General features: G+C 72.3%; 13 protein-coding genes. 6 read left to right on the top strand and 7 right to left on the bottom strand.

The window, feature by feature from the left end; all coding sequences use genetic code 11:
• Positions 1–279: 279 nt before the first annotated feature.
• The 3 genes from QRX60_RS26250 to QRX60_RS26240 form a co-directional block, all read right to left on the bottom strand.
• Positions 280–1,440, bottom strand: a complete 1,161-nt coding sequence (locus QRX60_RS26250) for an SWIM zinc finger family protein (protein ID WP_286003429.1) — start codon at positions 1,438–1,440, stop codon at positions 280–282.
• Positions 1,440–4,283 (bottom strand): SNF2-related protein, encoded by a 2,844-nt coding sequence (locus tag QRX60_RS26245; RefSeq protein ID WP_286003428.1) that lies wholly within the window; start codon positions 4,281–4,283, stop codon positions 1,440–1,442. The genes QRX60_RS26250 and QRX60_RS26245 overlap by 1 nt, the downstream gene beginning before the upstream one ends.
• A gap of 155 nt (positions 4,284–4,438) precedes the next feature.
• Positions 4,439–6,502, bottom strand: a complete 2,064-nt coding sequence (locus QRX60_RS26240) for an acyl-CoA dehydrogenase (protein ID WP_286003427.1) — start codon at positions 6,500–6,502, stop codon at positions 4,439–4,441.
• A gap of 140 nt (positions 6,503–6,642) precedes the next feature.
• Here QRX60_RS26240 and kstR point away from each other — a divergent pair, with 140 nt between their 5' ends.
• On the top strand, positions 6,643–7,281 hold the full coding sequence (gene kstR / locus QRX60_RS26235; protein WP_286003426.1) for a cholesterol catabolism transcriptional regulator KstR: 639 nt from the start codon (positions 6,643–6,645) through the stop codon (positions 7,279–7,281).
• Positions 7,278–7,970 (top strand): maleylpyruvate isomerase family mycothiol-dependent enzyme, encoded by a 693-nt coding sequence (locus QRX60_RS26230; protein WP_286003425.1) that lies wholly within the window; start codon positions 7,278–7,280, stop codon positions 7,968–7,970. Before kstR ends, QRX60_RS26230 begins: the two co-directional genes overlap by 4 nt.
• Here QRX60_RS26230 and QRX60_RS26225 read toward each other — a convergent pair.
• Positions 7,924–8,754, bottom strand: coding sequence for an LLM class F420-dependent oxidoreductase (locus QRX60_RS26225; RefSeq protein WP_286003424.1), 831 nt, complete (start codon positions 8,752–8,754; stop codon positions 7,924–7,926). The two genes, QRX60_RS26230 and QRX60_RS26225, sit on opposite strands and share 47 nt — an antisense overlap.
• 76 nt (positions 8,755–8,830) lie before the next feature.
• On the opposite strand from QRX60_RS26225, the gene QRX60_RS26220 reads away from it, so the two are divergent.
• Entirely contained in the window at positions 8,831–9,514 is a 684-nt protein-coding gene (locus QRX60_RS26220; protein ID WP_286003423.1) for a class I SAM-dependent methyltransferase, read from the top strand.
• Positions 9,515–9,572: 58 nt separating this feature from the next.
• On the opposite strand, the gene icmF is transcribed toward QRX60_RS26220, so the two are convergent.
• Positions 9,573–12,806 (bottom strand): fused isobutyryl-CoA mutase/GTPase IcmF, encoded by a 3,234-nt coding sequence (gene icmF / locus QRX60_RS26215; RefSeq protein WP_286003422.1) that lies wholly within the window; start codon positions 12,804–12,806, stop codon positions 9,573–9,575.
• A gap of 137 nt (positions 12,807–12,943) precedes the next feature.
• Here icmF and QRX60_RS26210 point away from each other — a divergent pair, with 137 nt between their 5' ends.
• The 3 genes from QRX60_RS26210 to QRX60_RS26200 are packed head-to-tail and all read left to right on the top strand — an operon-like array spanning position 12,944 to position 14,344.
• Positions 12,944–13,273 (top strand): ArsR/SmtB family transcription factor, encoded by a 330-nt coding sequence (locus tag QRX60_RS26210; protein ID WP_286003421.1) that lies wholly within the window; start codon positions 12,944–12,946, stop codon positions 13,271–13,273.
• Complete coding sequence (locus QRX60_RS26205; protein ID WP_286003420.1) at positions 13,266–13,697, top strand: SRPBCC family protein; 432 nt, start codon at positions 13,266–13,268, stop codon at positions 13,695–13,697. Before QRX60_RS26210 ends, QRX60_RS26205 begins: the two co-directional genes overlap by 8 nt.
• A complete protein-coding gene (locus tag QRX60_RS26200; protein ID WP_286003419.1) occupies positions 13,694–14,344 on the top strand; it encodes a DUF899 domain-containing protein in 651 nt (216 codons plus the stop codon). Before QRX60_RS26205 ends, QRX60_RS26200 begins: the two co-directional genes overlap by 4 nt.
• Positions 14,345–14,465: 121 nt before the next feature.
• Here the strand turns inward: QRX60_RS26200 and QRX60_RS26195 are convergent, their stop codons facing one another.
• Both QRX60_RS26195 and QRX60_RS26190 read right to left on the bottom strand, forming a co-directional pair.
• Complete coding sequence (locus QRX60_RS26195) at positions 14,466–15,029, bottom strand: GTP-binding protein (RefSeq protein ID WP_284741211.1); 564 nt, start codon at positions 15,027–15,029, stop codon at positions 14,466–14,468.
• Between the two features lie 28 nt (positions 15,030–15,057).
• Complete coding sequence (locus tag QRX60_RS26190; protein ID WP_286003418.1) at positions 15,058–15,780, bottom strand: DUF742 domain-containing protein; 723 nt, start codon at positions 15,778–15,780, stop codon at positions 15,058–15,060.
• Between the last annotated feature and the right edge of the window lie 4 nt (positions 15,781–15,784).

Here is a 15,784-nt window from a genome sequence, read left to right as displayed (position 1 = left end):
AGGTCTGGGCGGCGTACGCGGGCAGGCGAACCCCGTGCTGCCGGGTCGCTTTCGGCAGCGACCCTGCGCCCCAATGTGGCGTTGGTTGCGCCCCACGCACCCAATGTGGCGTTCGGTGCGCCCCACGCACCCAACGCCACATTGGGGCGTTGGGCCTGTTCGATCCGGCGGCCGTCAGGCCAAGCCCGCCGCGCTCGCCGCGGTCGGATTCAACTGCCGAACCTGCCCGCCGGCAAGCCCTGCCGGGCTGCCCCGCCGGCCGGCCAGGCTCGCCGGAGGTCAGTAGGCCAGGTCCACCGGGCTTGCCGAGGGCGGACCGTCCAAGTGCCACTCCGTTCCCGCGCGGATGAACCGGTACCAGCGGGCGTCGCGGCCGTAGCGCAGCTGCAACTCCCCCTGGGTCAGGCGGTTGCGCCAGACCTTCGGGGTTCCCGGCAGCCCCGCCTCGGCCAGGACTGCCTGCGCCTCGGCCAGGGGGCCCGGGCCCGGCTGCCACGTCTCCCGCAGTGCCGCCAAGCCGCCGCGGCCGGCCTCGCGCCAGGCCTCCGCCCAGCGGGTCAGGTCGCGCTCCGGCACGCCGGCCGCCGTGGCCAGGGCGGCCGCCTCCGCGCCGGACCGGGCCGCCGCGCGGCGGGCGAGGTCCTCCTCGAACGTCAGCTCCGTGGCCGTCACGCCGCCCGTCAGCAGGTCGCGCGCCAGGGACGCGGCGTCGGCCGCGAGCCCGGACAGCGCGGCCGCCGTCCAGCCCGTGCCCGGCGGCGGGTCGAGGTCCAGGGTCGCCGGTGGGCCGGCCACCCGCGGTGGCGGTGGCAGGGCCGGGATCGCCCCCGGCCGCCGGGCGTAGGCCGCGCGCGGTGTCAGCCCCTCGTCCACGCGCTTCGGCAGCTTCGGCTTCTCGCCGCGTGCCGGGGTCCGGCGGGCGCGCAGCTCGGCCAGGACGTCCGCCCGCGGGCGCCCGCGCAGCAGGAACAGCGTGAACGGGTCGCGGTCCACCTCGTCGGCGACCAGGTAGTAGACCGCGGCGACGTGCTTGCACGGGTTCGCGGAGTCCGGGCACGAGCACCGCGGCCGCAGGTCGCCCGGGCCGGGCAGCAGGTCGGCGCCCGCCTCGCGGGCCTGCTCGGCGAGCGCGCCCGGCAACTCGCCGTCGAGCAGCGCGGCCGCGTGCCCGAGCTGCGTGCCGACCACGCCGAGCAGCGTGTCCCACTCGCCGTCGGTGAAGGTGCGCATGGTGATGGTCACCTTGTACGGCTGCGGCCGGCTGCCGCGCACCCGCGCTCGCACGTCGCCGGCGGCGACGTGCAGCTCGCTGACCGTGCCCTTGCGCGCGTACGTCCGCCCGCGGGGCAGCCGGTTCGGGTCGAGCTTCGCGCGCTGCTCCAGCGCGTCGACCCAGGCGCGGCCCCACCACGTCCGGCCGAAGGTCCGCCTCGGGGGCATCAGCCGCTCCCGAGCCGGACCAGGTCGGCGAGCTCGTCGTCGGACAGTTCGGTGATCCAGTCCTCCCCCGCGCCGACGATCGACTCGGCCAGCCCGCGCTTCTTTTCGAGCACCTGCGCGATCCGCTCCTCCAACGTGCCCTCGGCGATCAGCCGGTGGACCTGGACCGGCCGGTCCTGGCCGATGCGGTACGCGCGGTCGGTGGCCTGGTCCTCGACCGCCGGGTTCCACCAGCGGTCGTAGTGGATCACGTGGGTGGCCCGGGTCAGGTTGAGCCCGACGCCGCCCGCCTTGAGCGAGAGCAGGAACACCGGGATCTCGCCGGCCTGGAACCGGTCGACCATGTCCTGGCGTTTCGCGGGCGAGCTTTCGCCCGAGAGCAGCTCGGTGGGCAGGCCGCGCTCCGCCAGGCGTCGCTCGAGCAGCCGGCAGAGCTGGACGTACTGGCTGAAGACGAGCACGCTTTCGCCCTCGTCGAGGATGACGTCCAGCAGCTCCTCGAACGCGGCGAGCTTGCCGGACCGGCCGGTGAGCGCGCCGTGGGGTTCTTTGAGGAACTGGGCCGGGTGGTTGCAGATCTGCTTGAGCTCGGTGAGCAGCTGCAGGACCTGGCCGCGCCGCTTGATGCCCTGCGTCTCGCGGATTTCGGCCAGGTTCTCACGGACGACGGCTTCGTAGAGCGTGGTCTGCTCGGCGGTGAGCGGGACGAACCGGTCGGTCTCGGTCTTGGGCGGCAGCTCCGGGGCGATGTCCGGGTCGGACTTGCGGCGCCGCAGCAGGAACGGCCGGACGGTGGCGGCCAGCCGCTCGGTGACGGCCTTGTCGCGGTCGCGCTCGATCGGCCGCGCCACGGTGCGGCGGAAGCGGTCGAGCGGGCCGAGCAGCCCGGGCGTGGTCCAGTCCACAATGGACCAGAGTTCGGTCAGCCGGTTTTCGACCGGGGTGCCGGTGAGCGCGACCTTGGCCCGGGCGGGCACCTTGCGGAGTTCCTTGGCCGTGGCGGACAGGGGATTCTTGACGTGCTGCGCCTCGTCCGCGGCGACGAGCCCCCAGTCCACTTCGGACAGTGTCTCGCGGTCGCGGCGGAGGACGCCGTAGGTGGCGAGCACGACCTCGTCGGGGGCGAGGTCGTCGAGGTGGCGGCTGCCGCCGTGGAACCGGCGGACCGGGATGTCCGGGGCGAAGCGGGCGAACTCGCGCTCCCAGTTGCCGAGCAGGGAGGTCGGGCAGAGGACGAGGGTGGGGCCACCGGTCGAGCCGGGCCGGGGCTCGGCGGGCTCCACCGCGACCGGAGCCGCCGGTCGCGCACCTCCGGCTCGGAGCGCGCCCGGTCCACCAGCCGTCGCCGGCGGCGAAGCGAGCGCCCGCCGGTGCAGGTGGAGGGCGATCAGCTGGATCGTCTTGCCCAGCCCCATGTCGTCGGCCAGGCACGCGCCGAGCCCGAGGCCCGTCATCGTCGCCAGCCACGCCAGCCCCGCCTGCTGGTACGGCCGCAACGTCGCCTGCAGTCCTGGGGGCGGAGCCATCACCTCGCCGGCCCGGTCCCGGATCCGCTCGGCCAGCCCGCCCAGCACCGGGGGCGCCGCGAACTCGACGCGTTCGCCGTCCAGTTCCAGCTCACCCGTCAACGCCGCGGCCAAGGCCTCGCCCGCGTCGAGCTTGCGGGTGCGGCCCCGGACCCGCGCGAGCAGCTGCGGATCCACCCGCACCCACTGCCCGCGCAGCCGGACCAGCGGGCGCTTCGCCTCCGCGAGGGCGGTGACCTCCGCTTCGGTCAGCTGCTCGCCGCCCAGGCTGAGCTGCCAGCGGAACTCGAGGAGGCTCTTCAGCGCGAACTCCGCCTCCGTGACGCTCGCCGGCGCCTGGGTCGCGCTCGCCTTCGCCTTCACCTCGCCGGCGAACAGCCCCTTCGACCAGAGCACCTCGATGCCGGCGCCGCCGAGGTCGCGGCTGCCGTCGGTCAGCAGGTCGACGACCTCGTCGTCGGTCAGCGGCAGCTCCGCGGGCGCGGCCTGCGCCAGCACCCGGCCCAGCGGCGCCCACGCCCGCGCGCCGCGCCGCAGGCCGAGCAGCAGCTGCGTCTCCACCTGGTCGCCGAGCCGGCTCAGCACCGCGTCCGGCGCGTCCCAGAGCGTCGCCGCCTCCACCACCAGGCTCGGCTCGGCCATGCTGCGCACCGCCAGGACCCCGGCGAACGTGTCGTCGTCCCGGCCCTCGACCCGCAGCAGCACCTGGACGCCGCGGGGTTCGCGCGCCTCCAGCTCGGCCAGCCAGGCCGCGCCGTCCGGCCCGAGCAGGGCCGGTTCGCGGGCCGCGAACGCGGGGTCGCCGGCCCCGACCGGGGCCGCCGGGCTGCGCGCCAGCAGGTCGGCCGTCGCGTCCCAGAGCGCGCGGACCAGGGAGTCCGGCGAGTGCAGGCGGATGCGTTTCAGCCCGGTCAGCGGCAGCGCGTACGCCTCGGGCGGCAGGGCGCCGGCCAGGCCTCGCAGCAGCTCTTCGTCGGCCGCGTCCAGCGGGCCGATCCGCCAGGCCGCCGCCCCGGCCGGCGAGACGGCGGGCCGCAGCCGGCCCCGCGCGACGAGGTTCACCCCGGCGTTGACGGCCGCCGACCACGCCGCGACGGCCGGGCTGGCCTCCTCCCCCACCGCGAGCAGGCGGGGCAGCGCGCGTTCGAGCGGGACGAGCTCCGCCTCGACCTTCGTCCGCGCGAACTTCGCGCCCCGGGGCAGCACGAGCTCGATCGTGGTCCCGCCGGCCACGTCGTCGCCCCACAGGGCCAGCACGCCGTCCCGCGGGGGATCCGCGGGAAGGTAGGTGGCCCGGGTGTCTGCGCTGAACTCCACGACGGCAACGCTAGAACACGCCCCCGACAGTTTCGGCCCGGGCGGCGCGAACGGTCCTTTCGCGCCCTCCGATCCGCGTGATCCGGGACGCGACTCGCGTGATCGGAACCGGGACTCGCGTGATCAGAGACGGAATTCGCGTGATGGGAGGGGCATCAGCCGCGCGGGAGGCCCAGGAGGCGTTCCGCCGTCAGCGACCGCAGCACCTGGGTCGTGCCGCCCGCGATGGACAGGCACCGCGTCAGCAGGAACTCGTGCTGGACCGCCGACGCCGGGCCGTCCGCGGCCAGCGCGCCCGCGCCCGCCAGCTCCAGGGCGAATTCCGCGACGTCCTGCCGGTGCTGCACCCCGAGCAGCTTCCGCACGCTCGACTCCGCGCCCGGGTCCTGCCCGCCGAGCCGTTTCAACGCCGCCCGCAGGTCCAGCACCGAGCCCGCCACCCCGAGGGCGACCAGGCCGCCGAGCCGGTCCCGGGCGACGTCGTCCAGCGCCGAAGCGTCCACAGTGGACACCAGCGACTGCACGCTCTCCCCCACCGCGGACCCGCCCCCGAGGGCCACCCGCTCGTTCGCCAGCGTCGTGCGCGCCAGCCGCCAGCCGCCTCCCGGCGTCCCGACGACGTCGGCGTCCGGGACGAACACGTCGTCGAGGAACACCTCGTTGAACACGGCGTCCCCGGTGATCTCCCGCAGCGGCCGCGTGGTGATGCCCTCGGCGCGCATGTCGACCAGGAAATACGTGATCCCCTTGTGCTTCGGCGCGTCCGGGTCGGTGCGCGCCAGGCAGATCCCCCAGTCGGCTTCGCGGGCGAGCGACGTCCACACCTTCTGCCCGGTCAGCCGCCAGCCGCCCTCGACGCGCCGCGCCGCCGTCCGGAGCGCCGCCAGGTCGGATCCCGCCCCCGGCTCGCTGAACAGCTGGCACCACGTGATTTCCCCGCGCAACGTCGGCCGCGCGAACCGGGAGCGCTGCTCGTCGCTGCCGTGCTCGAGGATCGTCGGCACCGCCCACGCGCCGATCACCAGGTCCGGACGGCGGATGCCGGCCGCCGCCACCGCGCCGTCGATCCGCAGCTGCCCGGCGGCGTCGGCGCCGCGGCCGTAGGGCGCCGGCCAGTGCGGCGTCAGCAACCCCGCGTCGGCCAAAGCGACCCGTTGCGAAGACACGGGCAGCGCGGCGATCCGCGCCACCTCGTCGCGCACGGCGGGGTCGTCCCCGACGTCGACGCCCAGCGTGCGCTCGGTCCCGGAGAGAGCCAGCGAAGCCGCCTGACGCCGCCACGGCCCGGAGCCGCCGAGCCACTGCCGCAACGCCACGGCCCGGCGCAGGTAGAGGTGCGCGTCGTGCTCCCAGGTGAACCCGATGCCGCCGAGCACCTGGACGCAGTCCTTCGCGTTGGCGACGGCCGCGTCGAGGGCGACGGCGGCCGCACTCGCCACCGACAGCGGGTGCCGCCCGGAAGCCGCGTCCCAGGCGAGCGCTTCGGCCGCTTCGGCGCGGCACAGCATCTCCGCGCACAGGTGCTTGATCGCCTGGAACCCGCCGATGGGCTTGCCGAACTGCTCGCGGACCTTGGCGTACTCGACGGCGATGGTCAGGCAGCGACGCGCCACCCCCGCCGCCTCGGCCGCGGCCAGCGTCGCCGCCGCGGGCTCGACCGGTGGCAGGGTCAGGACCTCGGCCCCGACCCCGGAAAGCCGGACGCGCGCCAGCGGGCACGAGAAGTCGAACGGCGTCAGCGGCTCGACGGTCACCCCGGGCGTCCCCGGCGCGAGCAGCACGTGTCCGCCGTCGACCGGCACCACCAGCCAGGACTCGGGAGTGACACCCGGCACCGGCCCGGAGACACCGTCGGCAAGCCGGTCCAGCAGCACCGCGACCGTGGCCTCCCCCTCGGCGACCGCCGCGAGCAGCTCCTTCGCCGAAGGGATCTCCGCGAGCAGGAGGCCGGCCAACGCCGTGCCGAGCACCGGACCGGGAACGAGTTCTTCGGCCGCCGCGGCCAGCCCGGCGGCCAGATCGGCGACACTGCCGTCGGCACCGCCGACCGCCTCGGGCAGGGCGACGCCGAACAGGCCCAAGTCGGCGAAGCCGGCGGGAATCCCCGCGCCCGAGCCGGTTTCCGCCGCGCGCACCGCCTCTCGCGGGTGGTGCGCGGCGGACCAGGCGTGGATCGCCTCGGCCAGCGCGGCCTGTTCCTCGGTGAGCGCGACCGGCATGGGCCCTCCTCGCGGTACGGGACACTACTCGCGAGTGTAGAACGTGTTACAGTTTTTCGGCCAGTGGGTCGATTGTTGAACGTTTCGCCAGGACAGGTACTCTACGTCGTGAACTGGAACAAGTTCCGAAGGACGGGGGAATGCCGATGCCCGGCAAAGCCAAAGCGCCGGCGAAGGCACGCGGGAACGGCCTGAGCGCGATCGGAGCCGACGAACTCGGCTCGGCCGCCCAGCGCGACCGCCGCCGCCGGATCATCGACGCCACCCTCGCGCTGGCCTCGAAAGGCGGCTACGACGCCGTGCAGATGCGCGCCGTCGCCGAGAAGGCCGACGTCGCGCTCGGCACGCTGTACCGGTACTTCCCGTCGAAGATCCACCTGCTGGTCTCGGGTCTCGCGCGCGAGTTCGAACGCGCGCAGGAAAAGCTGGAGCGCCAGGCCATCCCCGGCGAGACGCCGGCCGAGCGGCTGATGTTCGTGCTCGGCCGCAACACCCGCCTGATGCAGCGCGACCCGCACCTGACCGAGGCGATGGTCCGCGCGTTCATGTTCGCCGACACCTCCGCCGCCGCCGAGGTCGAGCAGGTCGGGCGGCTGATGGAGAACATGTTCGCCCAGGCGATGGGCATCTCCGAGCCGACCGAGGCCGACCGCGACATCTTCCACGTCGTCGCGGACGTCTGGATGGCCAACCTGGTGGCGTGGGTGACCCGCCGCGCGTCGGCGGCCGACGTCGCCAACCGCCTCGAACTGTCGGTGCACCTGCTGCTGGACAAGTGATCCCGGCGGCGGCGGTCGCCGAGGCCCACAGCCGGCTGCACCGCGCCCTCGAACCGCTGACCGACGAGCAGGTGCGCGAGCCGTCGCCACTGCCCGGCTGGACCCGCGGGCACGTGCTGGCCCACGTCACCGACGCCGGGCGCGCGCTCGCCGACCTGGTCGAGAACGCGCTGCGCGGGGTGCTCGTCCCGCTCTACGACCCGAAGGCGCACGACCGGGACGGCATCATCGAGGCGACCGCGGGCCGGACCGCCGAGGAGCACCGGCGGGACCTGCTGCGGCACTCCGTCCGCCTGGAAGACGCGTGGGCCCGCGTCACGGACTGGGACCAAGCCGTGGACTACCGCGACGGCAAGCTCTCCAGCACGGTCTTCGCGCGCTGGCGGGAGGTCTGGATCCACGCCGTCGACCTCGATGTCGGCATCGGGGTCACCGACTGGCCCGACGACTTCTGCGGCCACGCCGTGGACTTCCTCCGGGACCGGCTGCCGGACGGCGTCGCGGTCCGCGCCGGCGACCGCCGGTGGGGCTCCGGCGACCGCGAGGTCACCGGGTCCGTGCGCGACCTCGCGACCTGGCTGTCCGGGCGGGCCGCCGGCACCGGGCTCGCCGGCGACCTCCCGGACCTGGGCCCGTGGCCCGTCAGCGGTGCTCGGCGACCACCTCGGCCAGCTCGTCCAGCGCCTTGAGCGTCTCGGCCTCGGGCAGCGTCTCCAGCAGGAACGTGTAGCGCTCGACGCCCGCCTCCCGGAAGCCGTCGATCACCTTGCCCTTCGTGTCGCCGCCGAAGACGGCGAACTCCACGTCCGCGCGTCCCTGGTCGGCGAGCCAGCCGCGGACGCGCTTGGCCTCGTCGAAGTGCGTGTGACCGCGCAGCAGCCAGCCGTCGCCGTAGCGGGCGAGGCGGTTCAGCGCCGCTTCGCTCTCGCCGCCGATGTAGATCGGCGGGTGCGGCTTGCGCACCGGCTTCGGCCAGGCGTAGATCGGATCGAAGTCGACGTGCTTGCCGTGGAACTCGGCCTCGTCCTTCGTCCAGATCTCCTTGAGCGCGGCCAGCTGCTCGTCGATCAGCGCGCCGCGGGTCTTCGGGTCGGTGCCGTGGTTGCGCATCTCCTCGCGGTTCCAGCCGACGCCGACGCCGAACAGCGCGCGCCCGTCGGACACCAGGTCGAGGGACGCGACCTCCTTGGCCGTGTGGATCAGGTCGCGCTGGATCAGCAGCGCGATGCCGGTACCGAGCAGCAGCTCCGACGTCGCGGTGGCCGCGGCGGTGAGCGCCACGAACGGGTCGAGCGTGCGCTTGTACTTCTCCGGCAGGTCACCCCCGCCCGGGTACGGGCTCTCCCGGCTGACGGGGATGTGCGAGTGCTCGGCCAGGAACAGCGAGTCGAAGCCGCGTTCCTCCAGCGCCGCGCCCAGCACGTCCGGCCGGATGCCCTCGTCGGTCACGAACGTCGAGATCCCGAATTTCATACTCAACCACTACCACCAGGTTGACAGGCGGTGCAGGATGGAGTGATCTCATCATACGTTGAATAAGGGGGTGGTCATGGACGTTCAGGACGTCGACTTCGAAGAGCTGTACCGGGGCGGGACGCCGATGGGCCGGAAGATGCCGTGGGACATCGGCGCGCCGCAGCCCGCGGTCGTCGCGCTGGCCGACGCCGGCGAGTTCACCGGCGAGGTGCTCGACATCGGCTGCGGCCTCGGCGACAACTCGGCGTTCCTGGCTTCGCGCGGCCTGCCCGTCACCGGCCTGGACGGCGCGCCCTCGGCGATCGAGCAGGCCCGTGCCCGCACCGGGGACGTCACCTTCGCCGTCGCCGACGCGACGAAGCTCGAAGGCTACGAAGGCCGCTTCGACACGGTCCTCGACAGCGCGCTCTACCACTGCCTGTCCGAAGACGAACGGCGTCGGTACCTCGCGGCCCTGACCCGTGCGACGCGGCCGGGCGCGCGGCTGCACCTGTTCGCCTTCTCGCCGGAGGTGCCGGACGCGTTCCCGGCGCCGTACCTGATCAGCGAGGCGAACCTGCGCGAGACGGTCGGGAAGGACTGGACGATCGAGCACCTCGATCCGACCGTCTACACGACGTCGATGACGCCGGACGAGCTCGCGGCGAGCGTCCGGGCGATCCTCGCCGAAGACCCAGCCGGCTTGGGCGCGCTCGACACCGACGCGGACGGCCGGGTCCTCGTCCCGGTCTGGCAGCTGAAAGCCACCCGCCGCTGACCCCGTCGTGAGTGGTTAGGGCGGTTCTAACCGCCCTAACCACTCACGACCGCGGGGGTCAGACGTTGCGGCGGTACTGGCCCCCGACCTCGAAGAACGCCTCCGTGATCTGACCCAGCGAGCACACCCGCGCGGCATCCATCAGCACCCCGAAGAGGTTGCCGCCGCGGGTGGCCGCCTCGCGCAGCGCCTTCAGCGCCTGCTGGGCCTCTTCGTGGTGGCGGTGCTGGAAGTCCGCCAGCCGGTCCAGCTGGGACTTCTTCTCGTCCTCGGTCGCGCGGGCGAGCTCGACCTCGACGTCGTCCTCGCCCGCGCGCGGGTTCCGGAACGTGTTGACGCCGACGATCGGCAGCGAGCCGTCGTGCTTCTTGCGCTCGTACAGGATCGACTCGTCCTGGATCTTGCCGCGCTGGTAGCCGGTCTCCATCGCGCCGAGCACGCCGCCGCGCTCGGAGATCCGGTCGAACTCGGCCAGCACGGCCTCCTCGACGAGGTCGGTCAGCTCGTCGATGACGAACGAACCCTGCAGCGGGTTCTCGTTCTTCGACAGGCCCCACTCCTTGTTGATGATCATCTGGATGGCCATCGCGCGGCGCACCGACGACTCCGACGGCGTCGTGATCGCCTCGTCGAACGCGTTGGTGTGCAAGGAGTTCGCGTTGTCGTACAACGCGCAGAGCGCCTGCAGCGTGGTGCGGATGTCGTTGAAGCTCATCTCCTGCGCGTGCAGCGACCGCCCGGACGTCTGCACGTGGTACTTGAGCTTCTGCGACCGCTCGTTGGCGCCGTAGCGCTCGCGCATGGCCACGGCCCAGATCCGCCGCGCGACCCGGCCGAGCACCGTGTACTCCGCGTCCATGCCGTTGGAGAAGAAGAACGACAGGTTCGGCGCGAAGTCGTCGATGTCCATGCCGCGGGCCAGGTACGACTCGACGTAGGTGAACCCGTTGGACAGCGTGAAGGCCAGCTGCGAGATCGGGTTCGCCCCGGCCTCGGCGATGTGGTAGCCGGAGATGGACACCGAGTAGAAGTTGCGGACGCCGTGCTCGATGAACCACTCCTGGATGTCGGCCATCATCCGGAGGCTGAACTCGGTGGAGAAGATGCAGGTGTTCTGGCCCTGGTCCTCCTTGAGGATGTCGGCCTGGACCGTGCCCCGCACGTTCTTCAGCGCCCACTCGCGCAGCTCGGCGGCCTCGGCCGCGGAGGGCTCGCGGCCGTGCTCGGCCTTGAACTCCTCGACCTTCTGGTCGATCGCGGTGTTGAGGAAGAAGGCCAGGATCGTCGGCGCCGGGCCGTTGATCGTCATCGACACCGACGTGTTCGGCGCGGTCAGGTCGAAGCCGTCGTAGAGGACCTTCATGTCCTCGAGCGAGGCGATGGACACGCCCGACGTGCCGACCTTGCCGTAGATGTCCGGACGCGTGTCGGGGTCGTGGCCGTAGAGCGTCACCGAGTCGAACGCGGTCGAGAGCCGCTTCGCCTCGGAGTCGGCCGAGAGCAGCTTGAACCGGCGGTTGGTGCGGAACGCGTCGCCCTCGCCGGCGAACATCCGCGCCGGGTCCTCGCCCTCGCGCTTGAACGGGAAAACACCGGCCGTGTACGGGAAGTAGCCCGGCAGGTTCTCGCGGCGCAGGAACGACAGCAGCTCGCCGGACTCGGCGTAGCGCGGCAGGGCGACGCGCGGGATCCGGTTGCCGGACAGCGTGTCGCGCCACAGCTGCGTGCGCAGCTCCTTGTCGCGGATCTTGACGACCAGCTCGTCCTGGCGGTACTCCTCCGACAGCGCCTTGAACCGCTCGAGGAGCTTGGTCGACTCGCCGTCCACATCGGACTCGGCCGCGGCGAGCAGGCCGTCCAGCGCGTCGGTGGAAGCGTCCACCTTGGACAGCTCGGCGCGCGCCAGCGCCAGGGCCTCGCGCTTGCGGACCGCGGCGACCTGCTGCTCGGTCTTCGCGTGGTAGCCGCGCACGGTCTCGGAGATCTCCGCCAGGTAGCGGGACCGGTTGCCCGGGATGATCGTCGACGCGTCGGTCGACACCTTGCCCTCGACCCGCGGCAGCGTGCCGGCCGAGACGGTCAGCCCGCGCTCGGCGAGCAGCCCGCGCAGGTGCTGGTAGAGCGCGGTGACGCCGTCGTCGTTGAACTTCGCCGCGCTCGTGCCGAACACCGGCATGTCCTCGGGACCTTCGGAGAAGGCCTCGCGGTTGCGCACCAGCTGGCGCGCGACGTCCCGGCGGGCGTCCTCGGCGCCGCGGCGCTCGAACTTGTTGATCGCGACGACGTCGGCGAAGTCGAGCATGTCGATCTTCTCCAGCTGCGACGCGGCGCCGAACTCCGGCGTCATCACGTACAGCGAGTCGTCCACGAAGTCGACGATGCCGGCGTCGCCCTGGCCGATGCCCGGCGTCTCGACGATCACCAGGTCGTACCCGGCGGCCTTGCACGCCAGGATCGCCTCGCGCAGCCCGGCCGGGATCTCGCCGGACGTCGTGCGCGTCGCGAGCGAGCGGAAGTACACCGGGGAGCCGTCGAGGCAGTTCATCCGGATGCGGTCCCCGAGCAGCGCGCCGCCGCCCTTGCGCCGCGACGGGTCGACGGCGAGCACCGCGATCCGCAGCTTGTCCTCCTGGTCGAGGCGGAAACGGCGGATCAGCTCGTCGGTGAGCGACGACTTGCCCGAGCCGCCCGTGCCGGTGATGCCGAGCACCGGCACCTCGCGCTTGCCCGCGGCCTCGGTGATGCCGCTCAGCAGGTCGCCGGGCAGCTGCTCCGCCTGCAGCTGCGTGATGACGCGCGAGAGCGCCGCGACGTCGCCGGAGAGCACCTTGTCCAGCGCCGGGGCCTCGGCCGCGAGGTCGACGTCGCAGGCCTTGATCATCAGGTTGATCATGCCCGGCAGGCCCATCTCGTAGCCGTCCTCGGGCGAGAAGATGCGGGCGACGCCGCGCGAGTGCAGCAGGTCGATCTCCTCGCGCACGATCACCCCGCCCCCGCCGCCGAAGACCTTGATGTGGCCGGCGCCGCGTTCGCGCAGCAGCTCGACCAGGTAGGAGAAGTACTCGACGTGCCCGCCCTGGTAGGCGGAGATGGCGACACCCTGGACGTCCTCGGCGATGGCCGCGGTGGCCACCTCGTCGACCGACCGGTTGTGGCCGAGGTGCACGACCTCCGCGCCCTGCGACTGCAGGATCCGCCGCATGATGTTGATCGACGCGTCGTGACCGTCGAAGAGGCTCGACGCCGTGACGAACCGGACGGGGTGCGCGGGGCGGTACAGCTCACTGCTCATCCTTCCAAAATACTTTGACTTCCTACTATTGGAAACCCGAGAACCCGTGACGCGGATCTCACGGCCGTCCAGGAGAACTTGACATCGTCCAGCTCGGCGCTATGTTTAACAGATCCGTTAATTAACAAGGTGCTGAAATGACGACTGACGAATTGAGCCGGACGTTCTCGGCGCTCGCCGATCCGACCCGGCGCGCCATCCTCGCCCGGCTGTCGGCCGGCGAAGCGACGGTGAACGAGCTCGCCGAGCCGTTCACGATGAGCCTGCCCGCCGTTTCGCGGCACCTGAAGGTGCTGGAACAGGCCGGGCTGATCACCCGGGGCCGCACCCGGCAGTGGCGGCCCTGCCGGCTGGAGGCGAAACCCCTGGAAGACGTCGCCGACTGGGTCGCGACCTACCGCCGGTTCTGGGACGGCGGGTTCGACCGCCTCGAGGAGCACCTGAGGGGCCTGACCGGCGATGCCTGACCTGGAGATCACGCGCGTGTTCGACGCGCCCCGCGAACTCGTCTTCGCCGCGTGGACGGACCCGGACCACCTGGCGAGCTGGTTCGGGCCGCACGGCTTCACCTGTTCCGCCGTCACCCTCGACCCGCGTCCCGGCGGCCGCTGGCGGGCCTGCATCCGCTCCCCCGAAGGCGAGGAGCACTGGATGCACGGCGTCTACCGCGAGGTCGGCGTGCCCGGCCGGCTCGTGTTCACCTTCGCCTGGGAAGCCCAGGGCCAGGAGACGCTCGTGACGATCGGCTTCGCCGACCTCGACGGCAAGACCGAGATGACCTTCACCCAGACCGGCTTCCCGGCCGCCGCCGAACGCGACGGCCACCACGAGGGCTGGACCTCCAGCTTCGACGACCTGACCGGCTTCATCCGAGGAAAGGACGACCGATGACCGCCACCCTGCCCGAGATCGTCTCGCCGGAGGAATGGCAGGCCGCGCGCGACGCGCTGCTGGTCAAGGAGAAGGAGCACATGAAGGCGGCCGACCACCTCGCCGCCGAGCGCCGGCGGCTGCCGATGGTCCGCTTCGACGCGAAGTACCGGTTCGAAAGCGAGAACGGGCCGGTCAGCCTGCTCGACCTGTTCGAGGGCCGCCGCCAGCTGATCGTCTACCATTTCATGCTGCACCCGGGCGACGAAGCGGGCTGCCCCGGCTGCTCCCTGGTCGTCGACAACATGCCGCACCTGGCGCACCTGCACGCCCGCGACGTCACGCTCAAGGTCGTCGCGCCGGCGACACTCGCGGAGATCGAGCGGTACAAGGCGCGGATGGGCTGGGACGTGCCGTGGGTGTCCGCGCACGGCAGCGGGTTCACCGAAGACTGCGGCGTCGGGACGGGGTTCGGCGTGAGCGTGTTCCTGCGCGACGGCGACGACGTCTACCGGACGTACTTCACCTCCGGCCGCGGCGGCGAGATGTTCCTGGCCTCCCACCGGTACCTCGACGTCACGCCGCTGGGGCGCCAGGAGGCGTGGGAAGAGGAGAGCCGCGGCGGCGACGCGCCGAGCTCGTGGTGGCGCCGCCACGACGAGTACTGAGGACCCCGGGCGTACCGGCCGGCGATCCCGCGCTTCCCCGCGCGCGATCGCTCCGGCTGGTGCACCCGGACGCCACGAAGCGCGGCTGGTGCCTCCGCAGCACCACCCCGCTGCCGAGGCGTCAGCGGTTCTTGGCCGCCCGCAGCGCGATCCACTGGCGCATCGCGTACTCGACCAGCGTGATCAGCGTCTGCTTCGTCGACTCGCGGTCCCGGGCGTCGCAGCGGACGATCGGGATGTTCGGGTCGATCGACAGGGCCTCGCGCACGTCGTTGATGTCGTGCTCCAGCACGCCGTCGAACGTGTTGACGCCGACGATGTACGGCAGGCCCCGGTCCTCGAAGAAGTCGATCGGGGCGAACGAGTCGGCCAGCCGGCGGGTGTCCGCCAGCACGACCGCGCCGATCGCGCCGCGGACCAGGTCGTCCCACATGAACCAGAACCGCTGCTGCCCGGGCGTGCCGAACAGGTACAGGATCAGGTCCGCGTCCAGCGACACCCGGCCGAAGTCCATCGCCACCGTGGTCGTCGACTTGCCCGGCGTGTGATCGAGGTTGTCGACGCCGACGCTCGCGTCGGTCATCATCGCCTCGGTGGTGAGCGGCACGATCTCCGACACCGACCCGACGAAGGTCGTCTTCCCCGCACCGAAACCACCAGCCACCACGATCTTGGCGGATGTCATGGTCGGGGGCGCGGTGTCCCGCGGTGCCTTAAAGCCGACGGAGTCCACTCAAAACCCTTTCCATCAACACCAGATGTGCCTCGGCGCCGTCATTGCCCGTTATCGTCTTGTGCACCGTGACCAGCCCCGCGTCGGCCGCGTCGCTGATCAGCACCCGGGCCACGCCCAAGGGCACCCGCAGGGTCGACACGATCTCGGCGACCGAACGGGGGGTCCGGCACTCTTCCATGATCGAGATGCACTCGATCTGCTCCGCGGCCACCTCGGGGAAGCCACCGGTGGCAGCGTAGTCCTTCGCGGAGATCAGTGTCTCCAGCTCCAGGGCGTAGTTCGCCCGGGTGCGGCCGCCGGTCAAAGCGTAGGGCCGGACGATCGCCGTCTGGTCCTCCGGCGCGAGCGGCTGTTCGAACACCGCGGGCATGACGAACTCGCCGCTGGGCGGCCCCGGGTCGAACAGGCCGCCCGGCCTGGGGCTGTCCCCGTCGGTACTGCCGGGTGGAGAGACTAAAGAGGTCACGCGATCTCCTTGGTCGGCCGACGGCGTGGTTGCCGTCGGTTCCGCGGCCGCGTGCGCACCGGCGGCCGGGGGTGGCGGGGACTCCTTGCTCTTCTTGCGCTTCCGGCGGGCACGGCCGGAATCCAGGGTGAACCCGTTGAGGACGTCGGCGAACGTGCCGTCGTCCTGATAGCCGGAAGCGGCGGTGTTTCGCGCCTCCGGTGGTTCACCGAAAGATCCGGACCCCGTGCTCATCGCG

It is taken from the genome of Amycolatopsis mongoliensis, from assembly GCF_030285665.1.
Taxonomy (GTDB): Bacteria; Actinomycetota; Actinomycetes; order Mycobacteriales; family Pseudonocardiaceae; genus Amycolatopsis; species Amycolatopsis mongoliensis.
Note: the sequence above shows the minus strand (reverse complement) of the source record. Positions and strands in the feature narration are given on the sequence as shown.

Bases quoted from the DNA above. Each gene is read 5' to 3' on its own strand.
- QRX60_RS26250 (WP_286003429.1), bottom strand. From the start codon at position 1,440: ATGCCCCCGAGGCGGACCTTCGGCCGGACGTGGTGGGGCCGCGCCTGG.
- QRX60_RS26240 (WP_286003427.1), bottom strand. From the start codon at position 6,502: ATGCCGGTCGCGCTCACCGAGGAACAGGCCGCGCTGGCCGAGGCGATC.
- kstR (WP_286003426.1), top strand. From the start codon at position 6,643: ATGCCGATGCCCGGCAAAGCCAAAGCGCCGGCGAAGGCACGCGGGAAC.
- QRX60_RS26225 (WP_286003424.1), bottom strand. From the start codon at position 8,754: ATGAAATTCGGGATCTCGACGTTCGTGACCGACGAGGGCATCCGGCCG.
- QRX60_RS26220 (WP_286003423.1), top strand. From the start codon at position 8,831: ATGGACGTTCAGGACGTCGACTTCGAAGAGCTGTACCGGGGCGGGACG.
- icmF (WP_286003422.1), bottom strand. From the start codon at position 12,806: ATGAGCAGTGAGCTGTACCGCCCCGCGCACCCCGTCCGGTTCGTCACG.
- QRX60_RS26210 (WP_286003421.1), top strand. From the start codon at position 12,944: ATGACGACTGACGAATTGAGCCGGACGTTCTCGGCGCTCGCCGATCCG.
- QRX60_RS26205 (WP_286003420.1), top strand. From the start codon at position 13,266: ATGCCTGACCTGGAGATCACGCGCGTGTTCGACGCGCCCCGCGAACTC.
- QRX60_RS26200 (WP_286003419.1), top strand. From the start codon at position 13,694: ATGACCGCCACCCTGCCCGAGATCGTCTCGCCGGAGGAATGGCAGGCC.
- QRX60_RS26195 (WP_284741211.1), bottom strand. From the start codon at position 15,029: ATGACATCCGCCAAGATCGTGGTGGCTGGTGGTTTCGGTGCGGGGAAG.
- QRX60_RS26190 (WP_286003418.1), bottom strand. From the start codon at position 15,780: ATGAGCACGGGGTCCGGATCTTTCGGTGAACCACCGGAGGCGCGAAAC.